Here is a 21,130-nt window from a genome sequence, read left to right as displayed (position 1 = left end):
CTCCTTTTATTCAATCGTCAGCTCAACTGCTGTAACAGATACTGCATCTGTACCGGCTTCTGCGCCGCCTGTAAATGTAACAGTCTTGCCAACTACATTTTCGTCGATTCCAAGTGGGTCAATTACCTGTGCAAGCGCCTGCTTGTTCAGTTCTTTTCCATAGCTTGACCATTCCGTCTGGTTGGTAAAGCTTTCAAAATTCTTCAGAGACTGAAGGTCACGGATGGCGGTACTGGAGTTCGGTCCATCTGTCCGGACCTGAACCTCTGTAGTTCCGGTATATCCATCCAGTTCTACTATCAGATAATGTTTCGGGGTGTCTGTATTGTATTCTTTGATTTTTCCTGTGCCTTTTACTGCAATTGTTTCTGTAATGCCATCACCATTTAATAATTCAGAAAGATCCTGTGCCTTGTCGGAAATGTCCGCTACAACGGCTCCCCAGTCACCCTGGGACTCTGCTGCGGAATCAAATTCCTGTTTTCCTGTATAAGAAGCTTCTTCGCCAATGGGTACTACAGTTACAACACCACAGCCGGTAAAGGTTACTGCTATACATGCGGCCAGAACTGCCAAAATTCTTCTGCTTTTCATAATCATCTCTCCCTGCTTTCTATTATAAAAGGCGGCGCTGGCGCACCGCCTTCCAAAGCGTGTTTAAAAAGACTTTCTGCAAAATATACCACAAAGCGGGGCATGCAGATTGTGCGAATAATTTTTCAAACACTCGTTCATTTTTTATAAAAATCTGTTTCCTGGCAGCCAGATTATTTAGCTTCTGGTTCTGTGTAAACAAATGCGTTCAGGCAATCTGTGTTGTCAGCTGTGATTGCTACACAAGGAACAAGCTGTTTCTCTTCTTCCGGAGCTGTACCGTTAAGGTAAGCGTCTGCCTGCTCAACTGCCATCTCAGTGATCAGAGCGATCTGCTGAAGAGCGGTACCAACCATGTCACCAGATTTGATGTAAGCGTTTGCTTCGTCAGATCCGTCAAGACCGATGATCTTAATGTCGTTACGTCCTGCATCCAGGCAAGCCTGAACAGCACCACATGCCATTGTGTCATTACCGCAGATAATACCGGTGATCTCTGGATTGGACTGAAGGATTGCTTCTGTCTTCTCATAAGCTTCTGTCTGATCCCAGTTAGCGGACTGCTGAGCTACCATCTCAAGATCCTCATACTCATCAATTACAGAATGGTAGTTATCAGAACGAACCTGGCAGTTTGTATCGGATTCAAGTCCAAGGAGCTCTGCGTATTTGCCTTCGTAGTTCATAGCCTCAACCCATACTTCTGCGATTGCTGCTGCACCCTGTGCGTTATCTGCAACGATCTGTGCTACTGCAAGTCCGGACTGGTTGATCTCACGGTCGATAAGGAAAGTCGGGATTCCAGCGTCATATGCTTTCTGAACTGCTTCGATGGAAGCATCTGCACCAGCGTTATCGCAAATGATTGCTGCTGCGCCATCGTTGATAGCTGCTTCGAAAAGCTCAAGCTGTGTAGCAGCGTCGTCATCGTGGGAAGCACATTTTACTTCGTAGCCAAGTTCTTCAGCTTTTTCTTTCGCAATTACCTGCTCTGTGTTGAAGAATGGGTTAGATGTGGAAGGTGTGATACAGTAAATGATCTTGCTTCCGCCGCCTGGAAGTAATTCTGCATTCTCTTCAGCCATTACCGGAACTGTCATTAAACCTCCAACCATCGCTGCTGTCATAGCCAATGCCATTGCTTTTCTTGCTTTCATAAATACGTCCTCCTTGAAATATAATTAAGATCTGTTTTTGTTCGGTTTTCTCTCCGAACTGTTGATAATTTGATTATAAACATTTGCATAAATATTTCAATAATCTTTTTAGTTTTATGTGCTATTTTGTATGAATGCACAAGGTTTTTATTGTGATTTTAGTAAGTTTTTACTATAAAATCTATGTATTCCCAACCATCCATTAGTGCATTTATGTAAACGTTTATATAAACATTTATAAGCAGTATGTAAAACATAATATAAATTTTGCGCGTTATGGAGACGGTTGCCAAGACTATCCAGAGCCAGGCAACAGCTCTGGTGAATAAGACCTGTTCTCTGCAAAAATAAGGCAGTCACCAAGGTCTCATGCAAACATGGACTTTGGTGACTGCCACACACAGATACACGCTTATGTAATTTGAAATCTACAACATTCCCAGATCTTTCTTCACTTCATCCGCTCTCGGAATGGACGGTGTAGCGCCTGGTCTTGAAACAGCAATGGAGGAGGCCTTTGCAGCCATTCTCAGCGCCTCCTGGATGGATCTGCCCTCGATGACTGCTGCAATGAAATATCCTGTAAATGTATCACCAGCTGCTGTGGTATCCACAGCTTTTACCTTGAAAATATCCTGGAAAACTTTTTCTTTTCCATCGTAATAAACAGCGCCGTCACTTCCAAGTGTAAGCACGAAACGTGCATTAGGAAATTTCGCAGCCATGGCATCCAGGATCTGATCTTTATCCTTGCAGCCAGTGATCTGTTCACCTTCAATTTCGTTTACGAGAAACAGATAAACCTTACTGAGATCACAGGTGCTCAGCTTGTCATCAAAAGGTGACGGATTCATAACAATCTTCATCTTTTTCTCATAAGCCTGGTCAATAATGTAGTCCAGCATATTAATCTCATTCTGCAGGATCAGATAGTCTCCCTCTCCAAAATCAGCAAGAACCTCATCTACAAATTCCTTTGTCTGCATCTGGTTGGTTCCACCGTATAAAATGATGCAGTTCTGGGCATTTTTGTCCACCTGGATCATGGTATGACCACCCTTTACCGGAAGTCTGCGGATATATTTGGTGTTTACACCAGCTTCCTTACAAGCATCCAACAGAATATCTCCATCTGTTCCCACGATTCCCGCATGATAAACCGGCACCCCAGCCTTCGCCAGTGCAATAGACTGGTTCAAGCCTTTTCCCCCGCTGAAAACTTCCAGCTTGGAAGAATGCTGGGTTTCACCGCCTACAATGATGTGATCTACGGAATACACGTAGTCTACGTTTAATGAACCGTAATTTAGTACTTTCATGTAAAAACCTCCAATTTGTTTGTTCTCCCTCATGCCGCCACCCACAAACCTTTTCAGATGACAGCATCTATACTTCTATTATTATGTTGTACAAGCTTCTTCTCGTCAACTATATTTTCCATCAGAATGTTACCGTTTACTGATAAAAAAATATATATCCACTCTATTTTCAATCCAAAATCCGCAATTTCTTCCCATCCCGTTCTATAATCCCCTCGTCTGCCAAGTTCTTCAGCTCCCGCATCATGGCACTGCGGTCTACACTAAGGTATTCGGCAAGAGTGGTGTAGGACATGGGCAAAATAACAGTTTTCGTCTGTTTTTCTGCGGCAATGGAATTTAAATAGGTCATGATCTTCTTTCGGATGCTGTTTCTTGACAGCACATAAATCCGACTGGCCTGCTGGCTGGCGCGCAGGGCAATCATCTGAAGCAGGTTGCTTACCAGCTGGCTATGGAATTTACAGGCATTTTCGCAGCGTTTAATCACATGCTCATAGGCGATAAACAGCACTCTTGTTTCGGATTTTGCACAGACATAATAGTGCTGGGATTCTTCAGGTAAAAGGAATGGTTCGCCGAAAACACTATCCTTTTTCAGGTTATCTATCATATATTGATTTCCATCTTCATCAATGCAATAAAGAACTGCCTGACCTTCCAGGATCAAACCTATTTTTTTCATGGAACTGGAATATTCCATCACAGTCTCATTATTCCGATAGACTGCTTCATGCATATCGAAACAGATGCGCATACGTTCCTGTTCTTCAGGAGTTATGTATGAAAAAAGTGTCACTGGTGTCATTTCTACAATCCCTTTCTATCAATTTATCCAGAACATGTTCAAAAAATAATTTCTTATATCTTACACCATTTTGTTGTATTTGCAACAGACTTTATTTCAAAATTTGGTTATACTAAAGCCATGTTAAAGAAATAACAAAGCAGTAAAAAATACATAGTTCCCTCAAAAATCACAAACAATTACATCAATAACAATATCTCATAAAAAGGAGACGAACCTCTATGAAAATTACAGACACCATCCGCTACGCAGGCGTAAACGACCATCAGATTGATCTTTTCGAAGGTCAGTACAAAGTACCGAACGGTATGACATATAATTCCTATGTGATCCTGGATGAAAAAATCGCAGTCATGGATACTGTAGATGCAAATTTCACTCACGAATGGCTGGATAATCTGGACCGCATTCTGGAAGGTCGCAAGCCGGACTACCTGATCGTACAGCACATGGAGCCGGACCACGCAGCAAATGTGGCAAACTTCCTGAAGGTTTATCCGGAAACCACCATCGTAGCCAACGCAAAAACCTTCACTATGATCCAGAACTTCTTCGGTCTCGACCTGGAAGGACAGAAGCTGGAGGTTACAAATGGCGGCACCCTCAACCTTGGAAACCACAACCTGACCTTTGTTTTCGCTCCCATGGTGCACTGGCCAGAAGTTATGGTAACCTATGACAGCACCGATAAAGTACTTTTCTCCGCAGATGGCTTCGGAAAATTCGGCGCACTGGATGTAGAAGAAGATTGGGACGATGAAGCTCGCAGATACTTTATTGGCATCGTTGGAAAATACGGACCACAGGTTCAGAAATTACTGAAAGTTGCCGCAGGCCTGGATATCCAGATCATTTGCCCTCTTCACGGACCTGTTCTTACAGAAAACCTTGGACATTACATTGGTCTTTACGATACATGGTCCTCTTACACACCAGAGACAGAAGGAATTGTCATTGCCTACACATCTGTATACGGTCATACAAAAGCGGCTGTAGAGCTGCTGGCTGACAAGCTTCGCAGCAAGGGATGTCCCAAAGTTGTTGTATATGATCTTGCAAGAGATGACATGTCACAGGCTCTGTCCGACGCATTCCGCTACAGTAAGCTGGTTCTTGCTACCACAACCTATAATGCAAGTATTTATCCGTTCATGCACGACTATATCACCCGTCTGACCGAGCACAACTTCCAGAACCGCACAGTGGGTATTATCGAAAATGGTTCCTGGGCACCTCTGGCAGCAAAAGTTATGAAAGAAATGCTTTCTGGCTGCAAGAAGATCAACTGGCTGGACACTACTGTAAAAGTGCTTTCCGCAGTAAACCAGGAAAACAAGGATCAGCTGGAAGCTATGGCAAGCGAGCTCTGCAAAGAATACATTGCCCAGAATGATGAGCTGGCAAACAAAAATGACATGACAGCCCTTTTCAGAATCGGATACGGTCTTTATGTAGTTACCTCCAATGACGGCAAAAAAGACAACGGACTGATCGTCAACACTGTGACCCAGCTCACTGATACTCCAAACCGTATTGCGGTAAATATCAATAAGGCAAATTACTCCCACCATGTGATCAAACAGACTGGAGTTCTCAACGTAAACTGCCTGTCTGTAGATGCACCGTTCTCTGTATTCCAGCAGTTTGGTTTCCAGACCGGACGCAGCGTAGATAAATTTGCAGGTCAGAAGGTCTACCGTTCCGATAATGGACTGGTATTCCTGGACAAATATATTAATGCATTTATGTCTCTGAAGGTTGAACAATATGTAGACCTTGGTACCCATGGAATGTTCATCTGCAGCGTCACCGAAGCCCGCGTCATGAACGATCTTGACACCATGACTTACACCTACTATCAGAAAAATGTAAAACCGAAGCCAGAAACCGATGGCAAAAAAGGCTTCGTCTGCAAAGTATGCGGCTACATCTACGAAGGTGACGAGCTCCCGGATGACTTCATCTGCCCGCTGTGCAAACATGGAGCTGCAGATTTCGAGCCCATCGGATAAAAAAACAACCAGATAAATTTTTCAAGGCAGCACAGAATCCAGAGCGTGTCTGAAAAAGGCTTTCTGCAAGATGTGCACCACAATTTGTGGGAATGATTTTTCAGACACACTCCGGAGCCTGCGCTGCCTGATTACCGGTAATAGCAATTCCTGCTGCACCCTCTGGGAAAAATCTGCAATTTCAATTTTCGCCGGAATTCCATTTCGTCAACGGATTCTCTCAATATATTCAACGCCATTCGAAGATTTCGAATATCTTTTTCCATGTAATCCGTATAATTTCCACGGCCAACCAGCTTCAAGTGCGTAATTCCGGCTTGCTTTAACTGATAAAGTGCACATAGACCACAGCCAGTTTCACCGCAAAGATAACCCGCAGAATCATAGGAAAAATCATGTAAACTGTGAAAATCATCAGGAACAAAGCCGTCTGGCAGCAAATGCCCTCCGTTTATTTTCTGATTGAAGATTTCAGAACCGGCATTCCCTGTTTTTAAGGTTCCGATCTGATAGGGCACTTTACAAAGATACCCCATCTCATCGCAATGCAAAGAATTACAAAATGCACCTGTAAACTGGCACATTTCATTCAATACAAAAGCCTCAAATTCCGGGATTCCTTCTGTCCCATCCTTTTTTCCACATTTATCAACAACCGCTTTCATATCTTCGAATGTATTTTTCCTGTGAAAAATCACACGTTTCAATCCCAGTTTTCCCAATGAAGCCACCATCTGGCTGTTAATTTCTCCACATTCTCCACTGAGATGGATTTCGCAGTTTATACCATTTTCACGTAAATATACTATCAACGCCGGTTCTGCAATAATATAACTGTGAAAACCAATTTTCATACACTGGCTTATGATCCCGGCAATTTCCGGATATTGTTCCGGGATATAATACAGGGAATTGAATGTAAGATGGACTGGTTTTTCGTACTTTTTCATCATCCCAGACAGGATTTCCAGCTCACTGAATGCGCCAAGCTGTACGTTATAACAAAGTACTTCCCTGCGGTTCAGGGGCAATACCGTTCCGTATTTTTTGGACCAAGAATAAGGAACATAACCACAGAAAAATTCATCTGCACCAGCCTCCGCGAACTTTATATATTCATCTATCGAGCCTAATCCTGCTACTATTTTCATCACTTATCTCCATAAATTCCAGCCTTGAGCAGCCATGTACTTCATCCTGAATAAAATATCGCATCTGCCTCAACACGGGTATGTCACCTGCCGGTGGCATTACCATGCTCTTATTACAACCCGGTCCACACCGTTTTGGATATAATTCTTCAGTATTTCTTCCTCTTTCAATATCCTCATATCAATCCCAAACAACGAATTATACCGCCCTATCATATGCAAATGTTCCGGATACAAAAGTGCATATTCCGTACAATATCCCGGGCATTTTTTTGCAAGCTTTTGTCGTCCTCTCTCGCCTGTTTCACATACTGCACCAAGAGGACAATACTGTGATGTATTGGTCTGATAGAACGGAATATGCAAGCTGTTTTTTCCAGGTGGAATCTGCTGTTCGTAACCGCAGGATTCCCATTCAAAGCGTTGGATTCCATATTCTCTTTCCAGAAAATCACGGTAAAATCCAGCATTCAGGCTGTTCCTCTCAAACCATTTCTGTTCTCCTTTTTTGAACGAAATCCGAGGGTCTTTTCTGCGTTTATTTAACAAAATTCCAAGGCTGGGAATCAGATTCCTTCTGCCTTTTTTTACTAAAGAGGCCATTCCCCAGTCATTTACAACAATCTCTACAGCCTGCCCTTTTTCTTCACACCACCAGTTAATTTCATCAAGCAATTCTGTTATATAATCCAGCATATATTCCCGGATATAAGAAAAAACAAGTGTGATTTTCACCTGTTCTGCCGCTGCTTTTTCTATTATTTCAAACAACAATTTACGTTCCGGAAACAGAAGATGACAGAACTGATTTCCAATATAAAGGTGATCCGGTACTCTATGTTCCAGAATAATGCTGCCGCAGATACCGATACATTTTCCGGCATACTTTTTGGAAAATTCTGTCAGGGAACTATTCAAATATTCCTGATACAATTCCGGGCGATCTATCTCCAGCGCCAGCTCCGTAACACCTGATTCAAGCGGTACCTGGCACTTATACCCAGGCTTAAAGCCAGTTCCGTACTGAGAACAATTATCAGTTAAATCTATACGTTTCCCATTATAAGCGGACTCCAATCCATCTGGCGTAAGCTCTCTCCGCCATATTCCCACCTGCTCTTCCAGACTGCCACGCTTGACCTCATCCAGTTCCCCCGGATACCCTGTCAGGCTTTTCGCCAACGCGCTGTCGTCCTCTTCCAGCTTCAGATGAATGTAGTGATTATACTGATAAAGAAGCCTCTGAACCGCCTCCGCATACGCTTTCTGCTTCACCGTCACCTTATATTTCACATAAAATCCGGAGAGTTCTGCGTCCACCATATCAAACCTTTGTATATCGTATTCTGGAATCTCCAATTCACGATAACGCCCATTCTTTATGTCATAAAAGCACACCTTCAAAGCTTCTGAATCAGAGATATTTTCTTCTATTGTCCGAAAACAAAATCCACTCTCATCAATCTCTGTAATCCGAACCTCCCGTCCCCCCACAACCCCGGCAAGAAGCCCGAAAGGAATCATTGAAACCATTGCAATCACACCCTGTTCCGTCTACGAATACTGCAAGTATATCTCAGAATATATAAAAAAACAATCTTTCCAGTTTATAAACCTTTTCTCCTTTTTTCTTCACAAAAGAATGGTAAAATTAACTTAACGACTATGAAAAGGTTCGGGTAAAATATACCGCAAAGTGGGGGGTGCAGATTGCGGGAATGATTTTTCAAACACGCTCCAGTGCTATCTGGTATGCTTCATATTCGCTCACCGCAGCAGGAAGCAGTATTCCAGCCTCCATAAGTGCAGCTCCCGGATATACTTTTCCGGTAGTTTTTTCCCGATAAAAAGCATCCTCTTCCATTCCTTTTAAGGTAACGTATGCTGCCGGCGGATTGGCTTCTGCTGTAAGTCTTATCACACTTACCAGTGCCTTGGATCTGTCATCTGATACCACCATCCAGGCCGCAAAATTATCCTGGAAAGGATTGGAAAGACGGTAATAATCTCCTTCACGGATCAATTCCTGATACTCCCTGTATTGGGCAAGCTGGGCACGGATTTCTGCTTTTTCCTTTGCATTTAAAAGTGCGGGATTCAGTTCATAGCCAAAGGTTCCAGACATAGCTGCAACGCCTCTTGTATGCATACTGGTCACTCTTCCGGTCTGATGGTTTGGCACTGCTGACACATGTGAACCCATTGCTGCTACCGGATAAAAGAAGGAAGTTCCATATTGAATCCGTGTACGGTTAATAGCATCTGTGTTGTCACTGCACCAGATCTGAGGGGTATAATACAGCATTCCGGCATCAAATCTTCCGCCGCCTCCGCTGCAGCCTTCAATAAGAATATCCGGATAACGGTTCGTAAGTTTTTCCAGGAAATCGTACACCCCAAGAACATAATCATAAGTCACGTTTGGTGCATAAATATCTGCCAGGCTGCGGTTCATATCCCATTTAATGTACTCCACATTTCCCTGATCCAGAACTGCGCAGATGCGTTTAAATATCTCATCACGTACTTCTTTTCTGGAAAAATCAAGGACCAGCTGGTTTCTGGAACGGACAGGCTTGCGGCCTGGAATTGTGATTGCCCAGTCCGGATGTTCCCTGTAAAGATCACTGTCCTCACTGACCATTTCAGGCTCAATCCAGATACCGAATTTCACGCCTTCTGCGTTTACTCTTTCGATTAATTTCGTCAGAGTTCCGCCTAATTTTTCCTCGTTCACATACCAGTCGCCGAGAGAAGAATTGTCGTCATTTCGCTTTCCGAACCATCCATCATCCATAACCACCATATCGATTCCAAGCGCTTTTGCCTCCTTTGCAAGCTCTACGATGGTGTCTCCGGTGAAATCAAAATATGCGGCTTCCCAGCTGTTGATCAGGACAGGACGATTTGCATGGACGTATTTTCCCTGGCAGATATGATTCATAATGCAGTGATGGTACTGCTGGGAAAGCCTGGAAAGACCTTTGTTTGTGTAGGATAAAATAACCTCTGGCGCGGTAAATTCAGCTCCGGCTTCCAGGGAATATGCAAACAGTTCATCAGTCAGACCCATCTGGATTCTGGTCTGATCATACTGGTCCTTTTCTGCTTCTACAAGGAAGTTTCCACTGTATACAAACAGCATTCCGTAGCAGCTTCCGCTGTCTTCATTTGTGTTTTTTCCTGCAAGGATTACCCCTGGATTATACTGGTGGCTGGAGGTTCCACGGCGGCTGCCAATTCGGGTGCTTTCATGGGAAACCGGCATTCTTTCCATGTTTCTTTCCATAGCATGTCTGCCATAAAATTTGATCAGATCATAGTCTCCGTGAAGGAAATCCAGGCATGCAGACTGGGCTTTTTTTACTGTTACAGGGGCTTTTCCAGCATTCTTAATTATCACACTTCTGGTGATAATATCTTCTTTTTCCAGTACTCCGTAGAGCAGATGAAGCTCTACTTTTGTAACAGGATCTTCCAGTATAATCTTCAAAGTTTCCGCTTCATTTTCTTCTGCACGGACGAATGGAAGACCTTTCAGAGTGTATTTTCCAGCCGCAATTTCATGTGTTATGTAAACCAGATTGCAGCACTGGGAACCATCTGCATTCTCTATATTTAACGCATAATTTCGGAAATCTCCTGTGCCAAGTGATGGATATTCCTGTGGCAATGCATCCAGAGAATAGGTTCTGTCGCTGCCTGCTGAATTCGGATTTCCAGAAAAGCCACGGTCTCCATAATTCAGAAGATAGTCCATTTCTCCTGCAGTTCTGGCACCATAATACAGGTGCAAAAGGTACCCTTGAGCATCCGCCTGCATCTGATAGGTAGTGTGGGCAGTGGTGAGGGTAAAGATCCGGGTTGTTTCGTTGAAGGTGATTGCCATGAGTGGGGCCTCCTTTTTTTATGATGTATTAAGTATAGCATACCAAAATCAACACTTAAATAGCTTAATTTTTCTTATTTTATGCCTTTATGATGGTTTTTTATGGTATAATGAAATATATTATCGCATTATGATATATTGTCAGCAAATGTAACAGGAGGATTCCGGATATGGATAACAACTTTCACATTTTTCCGAGCGAAACTTTCATTGATCTATGCCTTTACCAATATGGACATGAGAAGTGTACTCCCGGACATTTATTTGGTCCGGCAACGCGGAATCACTATCTTTTTCACTATGTTCTTTCCGGAACAGGCACACTGATGGCCACGAATTCCAAGGGGCAGAATGTAAATTATCAGGTTCGGAGCGGACAGGGATTTATGATTTTTCCAGGACAGATCACCACTTATGTGGCAGATATTCAGGTACCATGGGAATACGTCTGGGTGGAGTTTGACGGGCTGCGTACCACAGAAATCCTCAACGTTTGTGGTTTTTCCAAGGATGCGCCAGTCTATATGGCCCACTCCAGGGAGGCACGAAAAAAGATGGTGGATGAACTGATTTACATTTCTCAGAATTCAGAGCAATCTCCTTTTCATCTGATGGGACATTTCTATCTTTTTGCGGATCTGCTTGCGCAATCTGTTGCCAGACCGCAGCCTGCCGCCACCAGTAAAATGAGTGATTATTATATAAAAGAGGCAATAAATTATATCGAACAGAACTTCCAGAATGATATTTCTATTGAGGATGTGGCAGCTGTATGCGGTATTAACAGAAGCTATCTGGGACGAATTTTCCGCACCAGCACAGGACGCTCTCCACAGGAATTTCTCATTCATTACCGCATGACAAAAGCGGCGGAATTGCTGAAGCTGACCACATTATCTATAGGAGATATCGGCTCTGCCGTAGGCTACGAAAACGCCCTCCACTTCTCCCGGGCTTTTAAAAATGTGTATGGGGTTTCACCGCGGGCGTGGCGGGAGCAGCATAGATGAAATTTTGATTATACAAAAAGGACTTTCCGATTTCTCAGAAAGTCCTGTATCTGCTTGCGGTTATTGAATTTTAGAAGTTAAATCCTACGGATTTCAGTGTTCCGTCTGCGGACTGTGCGGTTACGTCCTGGGCAACTACGCCAGCTTCTGTCTTCTGGATGTGGAGGGCGCTCTGGGTTTCGTTTTCCTCTGATGCAACATTTTTGAATTCCATATTAATTACGACTGCTTCGTCTGGAACTTCGATCTCAACACCATCTGCGATAAAGGTTACGTCGTAGAAAGTGTACTCGTCGTCTTCTGTTGTTCCAAGGTCTCTGATGGAAGCCTGTTTTGCTTCTTCATATTTCTCACTGCCAGCTTCAAGCTTTACAGCGTTCATTTCAGCGTTTTCTGGAAGAGCTGTCTCATCAAACACTTTTGCAGTGATAATGACTTCTTCGTTCTCGAAACGGAAATCGGAATCTACGGTAGTTTCTACTGCATCTCCAACTTCACCGGTTCCATCGGTAAACTCAGCTGGATCAGCTTCTGCAGAGCTATCTGTGAATCCATCAACAAAAGCGGCTTCTTCAGCAGATTCCCCGGTCTGGAACTCATCCTGAGATTCTTCTGCCTGAACTTCCTCGGTCTGTGCAACCTCCGGCTGAACCTCTGTCTGAGTCTGCTCTGGCTGAACCTCCTCAGTCTGTGCAGCTTCCAGCTGAACTTCTTCCACATATACAGCTTCATCACCTGTAGTAAAAGCATCCATCTCTGCAAGTGCCTCCGCATCTGTAAATCCTTCTGCGGAAACTACTGTATATCCTGTCACCAGCATTGTCGCTGAAATCATAACTGCCATTGCTTTTTTTAATGTATTCTTTCTCATAATGGAAACCTCCTGAAATCTATAAAGTCATTCCCAAATGTAATATCCTTTAATTTGACTTCATTATACCAGTAGGGCTGTTTCGTCAACTCTTTCTTCGGGATGTTTTTCCACTTTTCAGGAAAGTTTTTTTACTTTTTTGCAAAACCAGAACCACATGACTGTTCTGTAGTTTCCTTAATTGCGCAGGAAGCTAAGGGGCACCTGCAAAAAGGCGATCCGCTTTGTGTGCGGACCGCCTTCATTTGTACTTGCTTTGTTATGGTTCCGATCTGGTCAGAAACCTTGTTTTGCTTTACTGTCTTTTGTTTCTTCTGCGGCGTCTTTCAGTCTCGGCTGCAAGCATTGCAGCTGCAAGAAGAAGCATCAGATAAGTTCCGATCGGGGTATCATCTCCGGTCTTCGGTGATTTGCCTCCGCCGTAGCCGCCGGAATGATCTTCGGAGCCACCGCTATTTCCACCATCGGAAGAAGGAGTAGGTGTTGGTGTTGGTGTTTCTGTTACTGTGCTTTCTTCCTGGTTGGTGATGACAACTTCTGCTGTCATATTCGTTTCATCAAATGTAACAGAATCTGCACTTACGGTAACTTTATATCCAAAGCCTTCGGAGCCTGCAATTGGTTTTCCGTTGGAATCAGTTTCCGTTACATACAGGGTTACCTTTGCTCCTGACTGGGCAAGACCAACATTGATGATCTCACTTACTTCATAGCCACCGTCCATATCAAGCTTGATAATGTTCTGCTCAACCTGCTGGGAAAGCTGTGTATGAGCTGCATCATCAAAGATACCTGCATAGAATACCTCGTTGCTGTTTCTGGTGCCTCCATCTGCACCAAGAACCTTCTTGGTAATTGTCAGCTGACCCTGTTTGTAGAATCCATCTGGCGGGAAGCTGCTGAACACGTTTTCAAAGGAAACGGTTGTTGTTCCATCGGCTTCGGTTACTGTTGTGGAGTTACCATTGCCAAATACAGCTTCATAAACAGTTCCATCTGCAAGAGCGCCGATCGTCTGAGAAGTTCCATCCTGTGTACACTCTGCAATGTAGTATGTCTTGCCTGCCTTAATATTCTCTGAGAATACTACGGTGGAAGCATCTGCATTCTTGAATACAAGAGCTTTCACATCAGAAACTCTCTGTGTGCATTCTTTATCAGAATACAGGGCTACATAGAAGGTCTGATTTCTTGCTGCCAGACCTTCACCAATATAGGTAAGTTTCTTTGTCACTGCAATAGATGCTGAGGTTGCCAGTTTATCCTGTACAAGTAAAACACCATCCTTGGAAACAGCTGTTGTTTTTTCTGCATCTACTGTTCCGTCTTCTTTCAGAACAAAAGTAGTGTCGCTTGTAAGTAAATATCCGTCTGGAGCTACAGTCTCACGAAGAGTGTAAATCTTACCGGTTTTCAGTTTCTCGGTAACATGAGCTTCCTTGGTGGAATCCCACTCGTCTACTACGTTTCCATCCTGGTCAATGATCTGGATGTGAGCACCTTCCAGCTCTTTCCCATCGGAAATATCTACTTTGCTTACTTTTACAGAAGTTCTGCTGTCTTCTACCAGAAGGGTTCCATTATCTGATATGGTTGTTGTGGTAGTATCTTTGTTAACGGTTCCATCCTCTTTCAGGGTAAAGGTGGTATCGCTGGTCAAAGTATATCTCTCTGGTGCTACAGTCTCGCGAAGGGTATAGGTTTCGCCAGGCTTCAGGCCAGTTACTTCGTGAGCTTCCCATGTGGAATCCCACTCTTCTACTACATTTCCATCCTTGTCGATCACCTGGATATGAGCACCTGCCAGTTCTTTCTGGTCGGTGATGTCTACCTTGCTGATCTTCACGGAGGTAATGGTGTTGGTAATGATAAAGCCTTCTTCTGCATTTCCGGTTACTGTGGAAATGTAACCAGCTGCTTTTCCAGTCTCTTCTACGGTATAGGCAATGTCCTTACCGGCTTTCTTCTGGTCAAGGTCAGACCATGTGTAGGTCCAGTTGTTCTCTGCATTCAGGGTAATTTCCTCGCCGCTGTTTTCTCCATCGGCTTTCAGCTGAACCTTGATTTCCTTCGGTCTGTGACCGCCGCGGTCATCGTTATCAGCCCATGACTTGGTAACTGTGACGCTGGTCTTTTCTGGTGCATAGCTATTGGTGATATCGTAGCCGGTGATCTCAGTTGTGTAATCTGCAACTGCATCCTCGGTTACCGTGTATACAATTTCTTTTCCAGCCTCATATTTCGGCAGTTTTTCGAAGCTGTAGGTCCAGTTTCCATTTTCGTCTGCGGTTACGGTCTGGCTGTCTTTCTCCTCGCCGTTTGCAAGAAGTCTTACAGTGATGCTCTCCGGACGTTTTCCATCCTGATTGTCCGCATCGTTCCAGGTCTTGGAGCCCTTCACCTCAGTTGTCTCGGTTGTGTAAGTGTTGGTGATGTTAAATCCGTCTACACTTGTTTCATAACCTTCCACTGCTTCCTCGGTTACGGTGTAGGTAATTTCCTTGCCATTTGCATATTTCGGCAGGTCTTTAAAGGTGTAGGTCCAGTTTCCTGCTTCGTCTGCTTTTACAGTCTGGCTTGCTACGATCTCTCCGTTTGCAAGAAGGTTGACGATAATGCTCTCTGGACGCTTGCCATCCTGATTGTCTGCGTCATCCCAGGTCTTGGTTACGGTGATGGAAGTTGTTTCTGGAGCGTAGGTGTTAGTCAGAGTAGTTACAGTTCCGTTCTTGCTGTTGTCGGTAAGTTCGTAACCTTCTGGGAGAGTTTCCTCTGTCCAGGTGTACTCGATTGCTTTTCCGTCTGCTTTTTCCGGAAGGTCAGATATAGTCTGTTTCCAATTGTTCTCGACGCTCAGGGTAACGGTCTTTCCGGTTTCTTTACCGTCTGCAAGAAGACTTACGGTAATGCTCTCCGGACGTTTTCCATCCTGATTTTCAGCGTCGTTCCAGATCTTGGTTACTGTTGCACTGGTCTTTCCTGGAGTGTAGCTGTTGGTGATGTTGCTGCCATCGTAGGTTGTAGTGTAATCAGTTACTTCCTCCTCAGCTACGGTGTAGGTGATTTCCTGGCCGTTTGCATATTTCGGCAGATCTTTGAAGGTGTAAGTCCAGTTTCCTGCTTCGTCTGCAGTTACGGCCTGGCGAGTTTTCTCTGTGCCATTTGCAAGGAGGATTACAGTGATGCTTTCCGGACGCTTGCCATCCTGGTTGTTTGCATCGTTCCAGGTCTTGGTTCCGGTAATCTCGGTGGTCTCTGGCTGATGAGTGTTAATGAAATTATAGCCATCACTCTCGGTTGTGTAGCCATCGACTGCATCCTCAGTTACGGTGTAAGTGATTTCCTGTCCGTTTGCATATTTCGGAAGGTCTGTGAAGCTGTAGCTCCAGTTTCCGTCTGCATCAGCACTTACACTCTGGCTCTTAAGCTTAGTTCCGTCTGCAAAAAGGTTTACGGTAATGCTCTCTGGACGTTTTCCATCCTGATTATCTGCATCTTTCCAGGTCTTGGTTCCGGTGATGGAAGTAAGCTCTGGAGTATGAGTGTTGGTCAGAGTGGTTACCGTTTCGTTCTTGGAAGTTCCTGTCAAGCTGTAGCCTTCTGGAACATTAACCTCGGTCCAGGTGTAGGTGATATACTCTCCATCTGCTTTTTCCGGAAGACCAGTTATCGTCTGTGTCCAGTTGTTCGCAGCAGTAAGAGTAACAGTTTTGTTAGTTGGCGTTCCATTTGCAAGGAGAGCTACGGTAATGCTCTCTGGACGAATGCCATCCTGGTTGTCAGCATCATCCCAGATCTTGGTTACAGACGCGCTGGTCTCACCTGGGGTGTAGCTGTTGGTGATGTTGTAATTATCATCAATAGTTGTTGTATAACCAGGTACGGTAAGCTCGCTTACCGTGTAGGTAATTTCCTGACCATTTGCATATTTCGGCAGATCGGTGAAGCTGTAGGTCCAGTTATCGTCAGCTGTTACGGTCTTGGTGTCTGTAATTATGCCATTTGCAAGAAGGTTGACGGTGATGCTCTTTGGACGTTTGCCATCCTGGTTGTTGGAATCGTTCCAGGTTTTGGTTCCGGTGATGTCGAGGGTTTCTGGTTTATGAGTGTTGGTGATGTTGTAGCCTTCTACCTTAGTCTCATAATCTGCAACTGCTTCCTCTCCTACTGTGTACTTGATTTCAGTTCCTGCTTCGTACTTCGGCAGGTCTGTGAAGCTATACGTCCAGTTGGTTGCTGCTGTTACATCAAGGCTCTTCACTACATTTCCATTTGCAAAAAGGCTGATCTTGATGCTGGTTGGACGTTTGCCATCTTGATTATTCGCGTCGTTCCAGGTCTTTATTCCAGTGATGGAAACTTTTTCCGGAGCGTAGGTGTTAGTCAGGGTGGTTACAGTTCCGTTCTTTCTGGTGTCGGTCAGTTTGTAGCCTTCTGGCATGCTTCCCTCTGTCCAGGTGTACTCGATATCTTTTCCACCAGCCTTCTTTTCCAGATTCCCTACAGTTGCGCTCCAGTCATTCGCTTCTTTCAAAGTTACAGTATCCACTACTGCATTTCCATTCATCAGGTTTACGGTCAGTTCAACCGGGCGGGTTCCGTCCTGGTTGTTGCTATCATTCCATACCTTCTTGACCGTTGCTTCTGTCTTCTCAGTTTCATGGGTATTTGTGATCGTATACTCCGTCTTGTTTTCATTGGCTGTTACCGTCTTAGTATAGCCTCCCGGCACGCTTACTTCGTCTACACTGTACTCAATCTCGGTTCCGCTTGCCTTCTTCGCAAGACCATTCCAGGTATGGGTCCAGTTGTTTGCCTCATTCAGCTCTACCGGCTCTCCGCTCTCTTTACCGTCTGCTTTCAGCTGTACGGTGATGGAGTCTGGACGGATTCCGTCCTGGTTGTCACTGTCCGTCCATACTTTTCTTACGCTTACACTGGTCTCTTCCGGCGCATATTTATTAGTCAGCGTGGTTACGGTTCCGCTTGTCACACTTCCTTCAAGGCTGTAGCCTTCCGGCATGCTTCCCTCGCTCCAGCTGTAGCTGATGACCGTTCCGTTTTCCTTCTTTGGCAGGTTGGATACAGTTGCTTCCCAGCCGTTCTCTTCACTCAGGGTTACCGTAGACACTACTGTATTTCCATTCATCAGGTTCACGGTCAGTTCTGCCGGGCGTTTTCCGTCCTGGTCATTGCTGTCGTTCCATACCTTCTTGACCGTTGCTTCTGTTGTCTCGGTCACATGGGTATTGGTGATCACATATTCCGTCTTGGCTTCATTTGCGCTTACCGTCTTGGTATAACCTTCTGGTACGCTCACTTCGTCCACCGTATATTCAATGTCCGTCTTGTTTGCTTTCTTCGCAAGTTTGGTCCAGGTGTGGCTCCAATTATTCGCCGCATTCAGGTCTACCGGGGCTCCGCTTGCTTTTCCGTCTGCATAAAGCTGTACTGTCACACTTGCAGGTCTGATTCCGTCCTGGTTGTCGCTGTCTGTCCATACCTTCCTTACACTTACGCTTGTTTCTTCCGGTGCATAGGTGTTCGTCAGGGTGGTTACCGTTCCATCCACGGAAGTATCAGTCAGGCTGTAGCCTGTCGGCATGCTTCCCTCACTCCAGCTGTATGCGATATCGGTTCCGTTGGCCTTCTTCGCAAGTCCGGTCACTTTCGCTGTCCAGTTATTTCCAGCATTCAGGGTAACCGTCCGTACCACCGTGTTTCCGTTCATCAGGTTCACGGTCAGTTCTGCCGGGCGTTTTCCGTCCTGGTCATTGCTGTCGTTCCATACCTTCTTGACCGTTGCTTCTGTTGTCTCGGTCACATGGGTATTGGTGATCACATATTCCGTTTTCGCTTCGTTTGTGCTTACCGTCTTGGTGTAGTCTGCCGGTACGCTCACTTCGTCCACCGTATATTTAATGTCGGTCTTATTTGCTTTCTTCGCAAGTCCGCTCCAGGTGTGGCTCCAATTATTCGCCGCATTCAGGTCTACCGGGGCTCCGCTTGCTTTTCCGTCTGCATAAAGCTGTACGGTGACGGAATCCGGGCGGATTCCGTCCTGGTTGTTGCTGTCATTCCATACCTTCTTGACACTTACACTGGTCTCTTCTGGTGTATCTTTTCTATTAGAAATCTTTACAGTTCCAGATTTTTCCTGATCACCAGGGAAACTATTTTTGTGAATTTCGGCTCCGCCCTGATAAACGTTTTTAGCATAAATGGAACACATTCCATTATTATTCATATATGAGCCTTCTGGAACAAGGGCAAATCCGCCCATCTTCTTTCCAGTATCTTTCACATATCCCTTATATGGAGTTCCATCTTCATTTACGAAGTTCCAAATTGTTCTTTTTGCAATTTGTTGACCTTTACTATTCGGATCCAGTTCGCTTTCTTTTTTACCAGCAACATCAACTATTTCATTTCCAACATAAAGTACTTCTGTCGCAACATCAAGTTCATTCATGCCACTTGGAATCATAACATTGATCACAAGAGCTTGATTATCTCTAACTGCTGGAAGATTTAATCGGTACTGTTTCAGATCACTTGGGGTTAAATAAACAACTTGTGCTGAATCTGTAGATTTCGCCTTAGCAAGTTTCTTTGATAATCCAGATACTGTTGTTAAAATATTAGTAATGTTAATCAGAGAATCGAATTCTGCTGCGGTAACCTTCTTAACAGCCCCCTTATCGGTCGTCACCTCTGACGTTGTTACAAATAAATTGTTTGAGCTATTTGCAGTTAAACTTGTAACCCCTTCAATCACTTTCGCAAATGAAGTTGTATCATAGTTCATTAAGCCTTTTAAACCTTCTGAATAATCATAAGAAACTGTATAGTCTCCTATTTTTCCTCCATCTTCAAGAATATTTCCTTTTTCATCTAATTCATATACTTCATATGCACTTTTTGCATCCTTAATTGTATACGAGGTAGAGCCAACTCCGTTAGCATCAGTTGTAATGGTTACATCTGCGACTTTATTCTTGTTTGCATCAACTATTCTAAAGTTAAAAGTTTTTGCAGCTGCCGGATTAACTGATTTTTCAATATTAATTGTAAGATTAATTTTCTTTTCAGTTCCCTGTGCTCCAACCGGGTTTCCATTTCCTTTAAATTTATCTACAGCAAAATTTCCCTCAAAATGCATGGATTGCTCGAAATAATTCGCAACAACCATAAATTGGCTTGCATCTTTCAAGCCATCTTTTATATCAGCATAAGAAATAGAATTATTTCCCATCTGAGTTGCATTAATAACAACTGTGTCATGTGAAGAGTCTACTGTGTATCTGTCATTAATTGCAATTGTAAACTGATAATCAAATGTCTGGCCATTATCGACTTCTGACAAAGCGTTATTTGTATCCCAATTATTTTGTTTCTGACCTTCTACGTTTGGATTTTGATCTGGACGAGCAATTGCAAGCACTGCTTTATATTCACCAGTTTCTATGCTCTTCTGTCGATTACCATTATTATCATACAGCGCATCAAATGTTGCCTCGCCAATTCCATTTTCTACAGTTATTTTTTTAAACTGATGTAATCCATCTTTTTCAATCTTCGCATAGTATGTACCATTCTGACTTGTTGCAACGTTTCCCTGCGAATCCACAAACTGTAATCTCAGCTTAAAACTACTCAGACCTTGATCTGCGATAATAAAAGTACTAAAACTATCCGTTGTTAATGTTACTTCCTTAATTTTTCCTTTTTTATTCAGTTCAACATTATCCGTTACATCTTCCAACTGATCCAGGTTTTCATCCAAATGTAATACCTGTACACTGTCTTCTGTTGTTTCATTTGATAATTTCTGAGCCTTTTTATAAGAAATGTTTACGGAAACCTGACTTTCTGCTGGCTCGATTTCGTTTCCGTTCTCATCTTCAAAATGCATATCATAAATCAGATAACTATCATACAGAACATTCTCTAACTCTTCATATTCTTTCAGTTTCTGTTCTGCATACGCATAACCATCCTGATGATCTGCTTTATTCATTTTTGTGACAACAAATTTGGCGTTGTCCGGTACTGCATCGGCATTTTCCAACGTTGCAGTTACCGTTACCTTAGAATCCTCATAGGTATATACCGTCTGCTGATTTTCCGTCTCCGCGGCCGCACTCTTCTGCTTCACCCTTCCCACCGTCGCCGCAAACGTCGTCACAGATGAATCAGCCATGATCATCACAAGAGCGAGAAACAGTGCCAGAAATCTTCTTAAATACCCATTCTTTTTCATAATGTCTCATTCCTTTCTTTGGATATGTAGATTTATTTTAACCGAATCGGGACTTA

11 protein-coding genes are annotated in these 21,130 nt (G+C 43.9%); 2 read left to right on the top strand and 9 right to left on the bottom strand.

Going from position 1 to position 21,130, the window contains the following annotated elements; translation table 11 throughout:
- Positions 1–6: 6 nt before the first annotated feature.
- The 4 genes from I4V84_RS13090 to I4V84_RS13075 all read right to left on the bottom strand — a co-directional run bounded on the left by I4V84_RS13090 (position 7) and on the right by I4V84_RS13075 (position 3,827).
- The gene (locus tag I4V84_RS13090; protein WP_195992447.1) at positions 7–594 is read right to left on the bottom strand and encodes a DUF2291 family protein; all 588 of its coding nucleotides are present in this window, start codon (positions 592–594) and stop codon (positions 7–9) included.
- Positions 595–767: 173 nt separating this feature from the next.
- Positions 768–1,751 (bottom strand): D-ribose ABC transporter substrate-binding protein, encoded by a 984-nt coding sequence (locus tag I4V84_RS13085; RefSeq protein ID WP_118582021.1) that lies wholly within the window; start codon positions 1,749–1,751, stop codon positions 768–770.
- Positions 1,752–2,179: 428 nt separating this feature from the next.
- On the bottom strand, positions 2,180–3,070 hold the full coding sequence (locus tag I4V84_RS13080; protein WP_187565813.1) for a ribokinase: 891 nt from the start codon (positions 3,068–3,070) through the stop codon (positions 2,180–2,182).
- 169 nt (positions 3,071–3,239) lie between these two features.
- Positions 3,240–3,827 carry a Crp/Fnr family transcriptional regulator gene (locus I4V84_RS13075; protein WP_243284100.1) on the bottom strand — a complete coding sequence of 196 codons (588 nt, stop codon included), beginning with the start codon at positions 3,825–3,827 and terminating at the stop codon, positions 3,240–3,242.
- 272 nt (positions 3,828–4,099) lie between these two features.
- Here I4V84_RS13075 and I4V84_RS13070 point away from each other — a divergent pair, with 272 nt between their 5' ends.
- Positions 4,100–5,890 (top strand): flavin reductase, encoded by a 1,791-nt coding sequence (locus I4V84_RS13070; protein ID WP_195992446.1) that lies wholly within the window; start codon positions 4,100–4,102, stop codon positions 5,888–5,890.
- A 131-nt stretch (positions 5,891–6,021) separates the two neighbouring features.
- On the opposite strand, the gene I4V84_RS13065 is transcribed toward I4V84_RS13070, so the two are convergent.
- The 3 genes from I4V84_RS13065 to I4V84_RS13055 all read right to left on the bottom strand — a co-directional run bounded on the left by I4V84_RS13065 (position 6,022) and on the right by I4V84_RS13055 (position 10,930).
- Positions 6,022–7,041, bottom strand: a complete 1,020-nt coding sequence (locus I4V84_RS13065) for a U32 family peptidase (RefSeq protein WP_195992445.1) — start codon at positions 7,039–7,041, stop codon at positions 6,022–6,024.
- Between the two features lie 99 nt (positions 7,042–7,140).
- Positions 7,141–8,574, bottom strand: a complete 1,434-nt coding sequence (locus tag I4V84_RS13060; protein ID WP_195992444.1) for a hypothetical protein — start codon at positions 8,572–8,574, stop codon at positions 7,141–7,143.
- 193 nt (positions 8,575–8,767) lie between these two features.
- A complete protein-coding gene (locus tag I4V84_RS13055) occupies positions 8,768–10,930 on the bottom strand; it encodes an alpha-galactosidase (protein ID WP_195992443.1) in 2,163 nt (720 codons plus the stop codon).
- A 170-nt stretch (positions 10,931–11,100) separates the two neighbouring features.
- Between I4V84_RS13055 and I4V84_RS13050 the strand changes: the two genes are divergently transcribed.
- Positions 11,101–11,940 carry an AraC family transcriptional regulator gene (locus I4V84_RS13050; RefSeq protein WP_173716070.1) on the top strand — a complete coding sequence of 280 codons (840 nt, stop codon included), beginning with the start codon at positions 11,101–11,103 and terminating at the stop codon, positions 11,938–11,940.
- A gap of 70 nt (positions 11,941–12,010) precedes the next feature.
- Here I4V84_RS13050 and I4V84_RS13045 read toward each other — a convergent pair whose 3' ends face one another.
- Together I4V84_RS13045 and I4V84_RS13040 are read right to left on the bottom strand one after the other, a co-directional pair.
- Positions 12,011–12,811 carry a hypothetical protein gene (locus I4V84_RS13045; protein WP_195992442.1) on the bottom strand — a complete coding sequence of 267 codons (801 nt, stop codon included), beginning with the start codon at positions 12,809–12,811 and terminating at the stop codon, positions 12,011–12,013.
- Positions 12,812–13,106: 295 nt separating this feature from the next.
- Complete coding sequence (locus I4V84_RS13040) at positions 13,107–21,074, bottom strand: Cna B-type domain-containing protein (RefSeq protein WP_195992441.1); 7,968 nt, start codon at positions 21,072–21,074, stop codon at positions 13,107–13,109.
- Positions 21,075–21,130 lie beyond the last annotated feature (56 nt).

Origin of the sequence: Ruminococcus sp. 1001713B170207_170306_F1, from assembly GCF_015668065.1 — a bacterium.
In the GTDB taxonomy this organism is placed as follows: Bacteria; Bacillota; Clostridia; order Lachnospirales; family Lachnospiraceae; genus Blautia_A; species Blautia_A faecis.
This window is presented reverse-complemented; position numbering and strand designations above follow the sequence as displayed.

What these genes read in the sequence shown, in the direction of transcription:
- I4V84_RS13090 (WP_195992447.1), bottom strand. Translation starts at nt 594, where the DNA reads ATGAAAAGCAGAAGAATTTTGGCAGTTCTGGCCGCATGTATAGCAGTA.
- I4V84_RS13085 (WP_118582021.1), bottom strand. Translation starts at nt 1,751, where the DNA reads ATGAAAGCAAGAAAAGCAATGGCATTGGCTATGACAGCAGCGATGGTT.
- I4V84_RS13080 (WP_187565813.1), bottom strand. Translation starts at nt 3,070, where the DNA reads ATGAAAGTACTAAATTACGGTTCATTAAACGTAGACTACGTGTATTCC.
- I4V84_RS13075 (WP_243284100.1), bottom strand. Translation starts at nt 3,827, where the DNA reads ATGCGCATCTGTTTCGATATGCATGAAGCAGTCTATCGGAATAATGAG.
- I4V84_RS13070 (WP_195992446.1), top strand. Translation starts at nt 4,100, where the DNA reads ATGAAAATTACAGACACCATCCGCTACGCAGGCGTAAACGACCATCAG.
- I4V84_RS13065 (WP_195992445.1), bottom strand. Translation starts at nt 7,041, where the DNA reads ATGAAAATAGTAGCAGGATTAGGCTCGATAGATGAATATATAAAGTTC.
- I4V84_RS13060 (WP_195992444.1), bottom strand. Translation starts at nt 8,574, where the DNA reads ATGGTTTCAATGATTCCTTTCGGGCTTCTTGCCGGGGTTGTGGGGGGA.
- I4V84_RS13055 (WP_195992443.1), bottom strand. Translation starts at nt 10,930, where the DNA reads ATGGCAATCACCTTCAACGAAACAACCCGGATCTTTACCCTCACCACT.
- I4V84_RS13050 (WP_173716070.1), top strand. Translation starts at nt 11,101, where the DNA reads ATGGATAACAACTTTCACATTTTTCCGAGCGAAACTTTCATTGATCTA.
- I4V84_RS13045 (WP_195992442.1), bottom strand. Translation starts at nt 12,811, where the DNA reads ATGAGAAAGAATACATTAAAAAAAGCAATGGCAGTTATGATTTCAGCG.
- I4V84_RS13040 (WP_195992441.1), bottom strand. Translation starts at nt 21,074, where the DNA reads ATGAAAAAGAATGGGTATTTAAGAAGATTTCTGGCACTGTTTCTCGCT.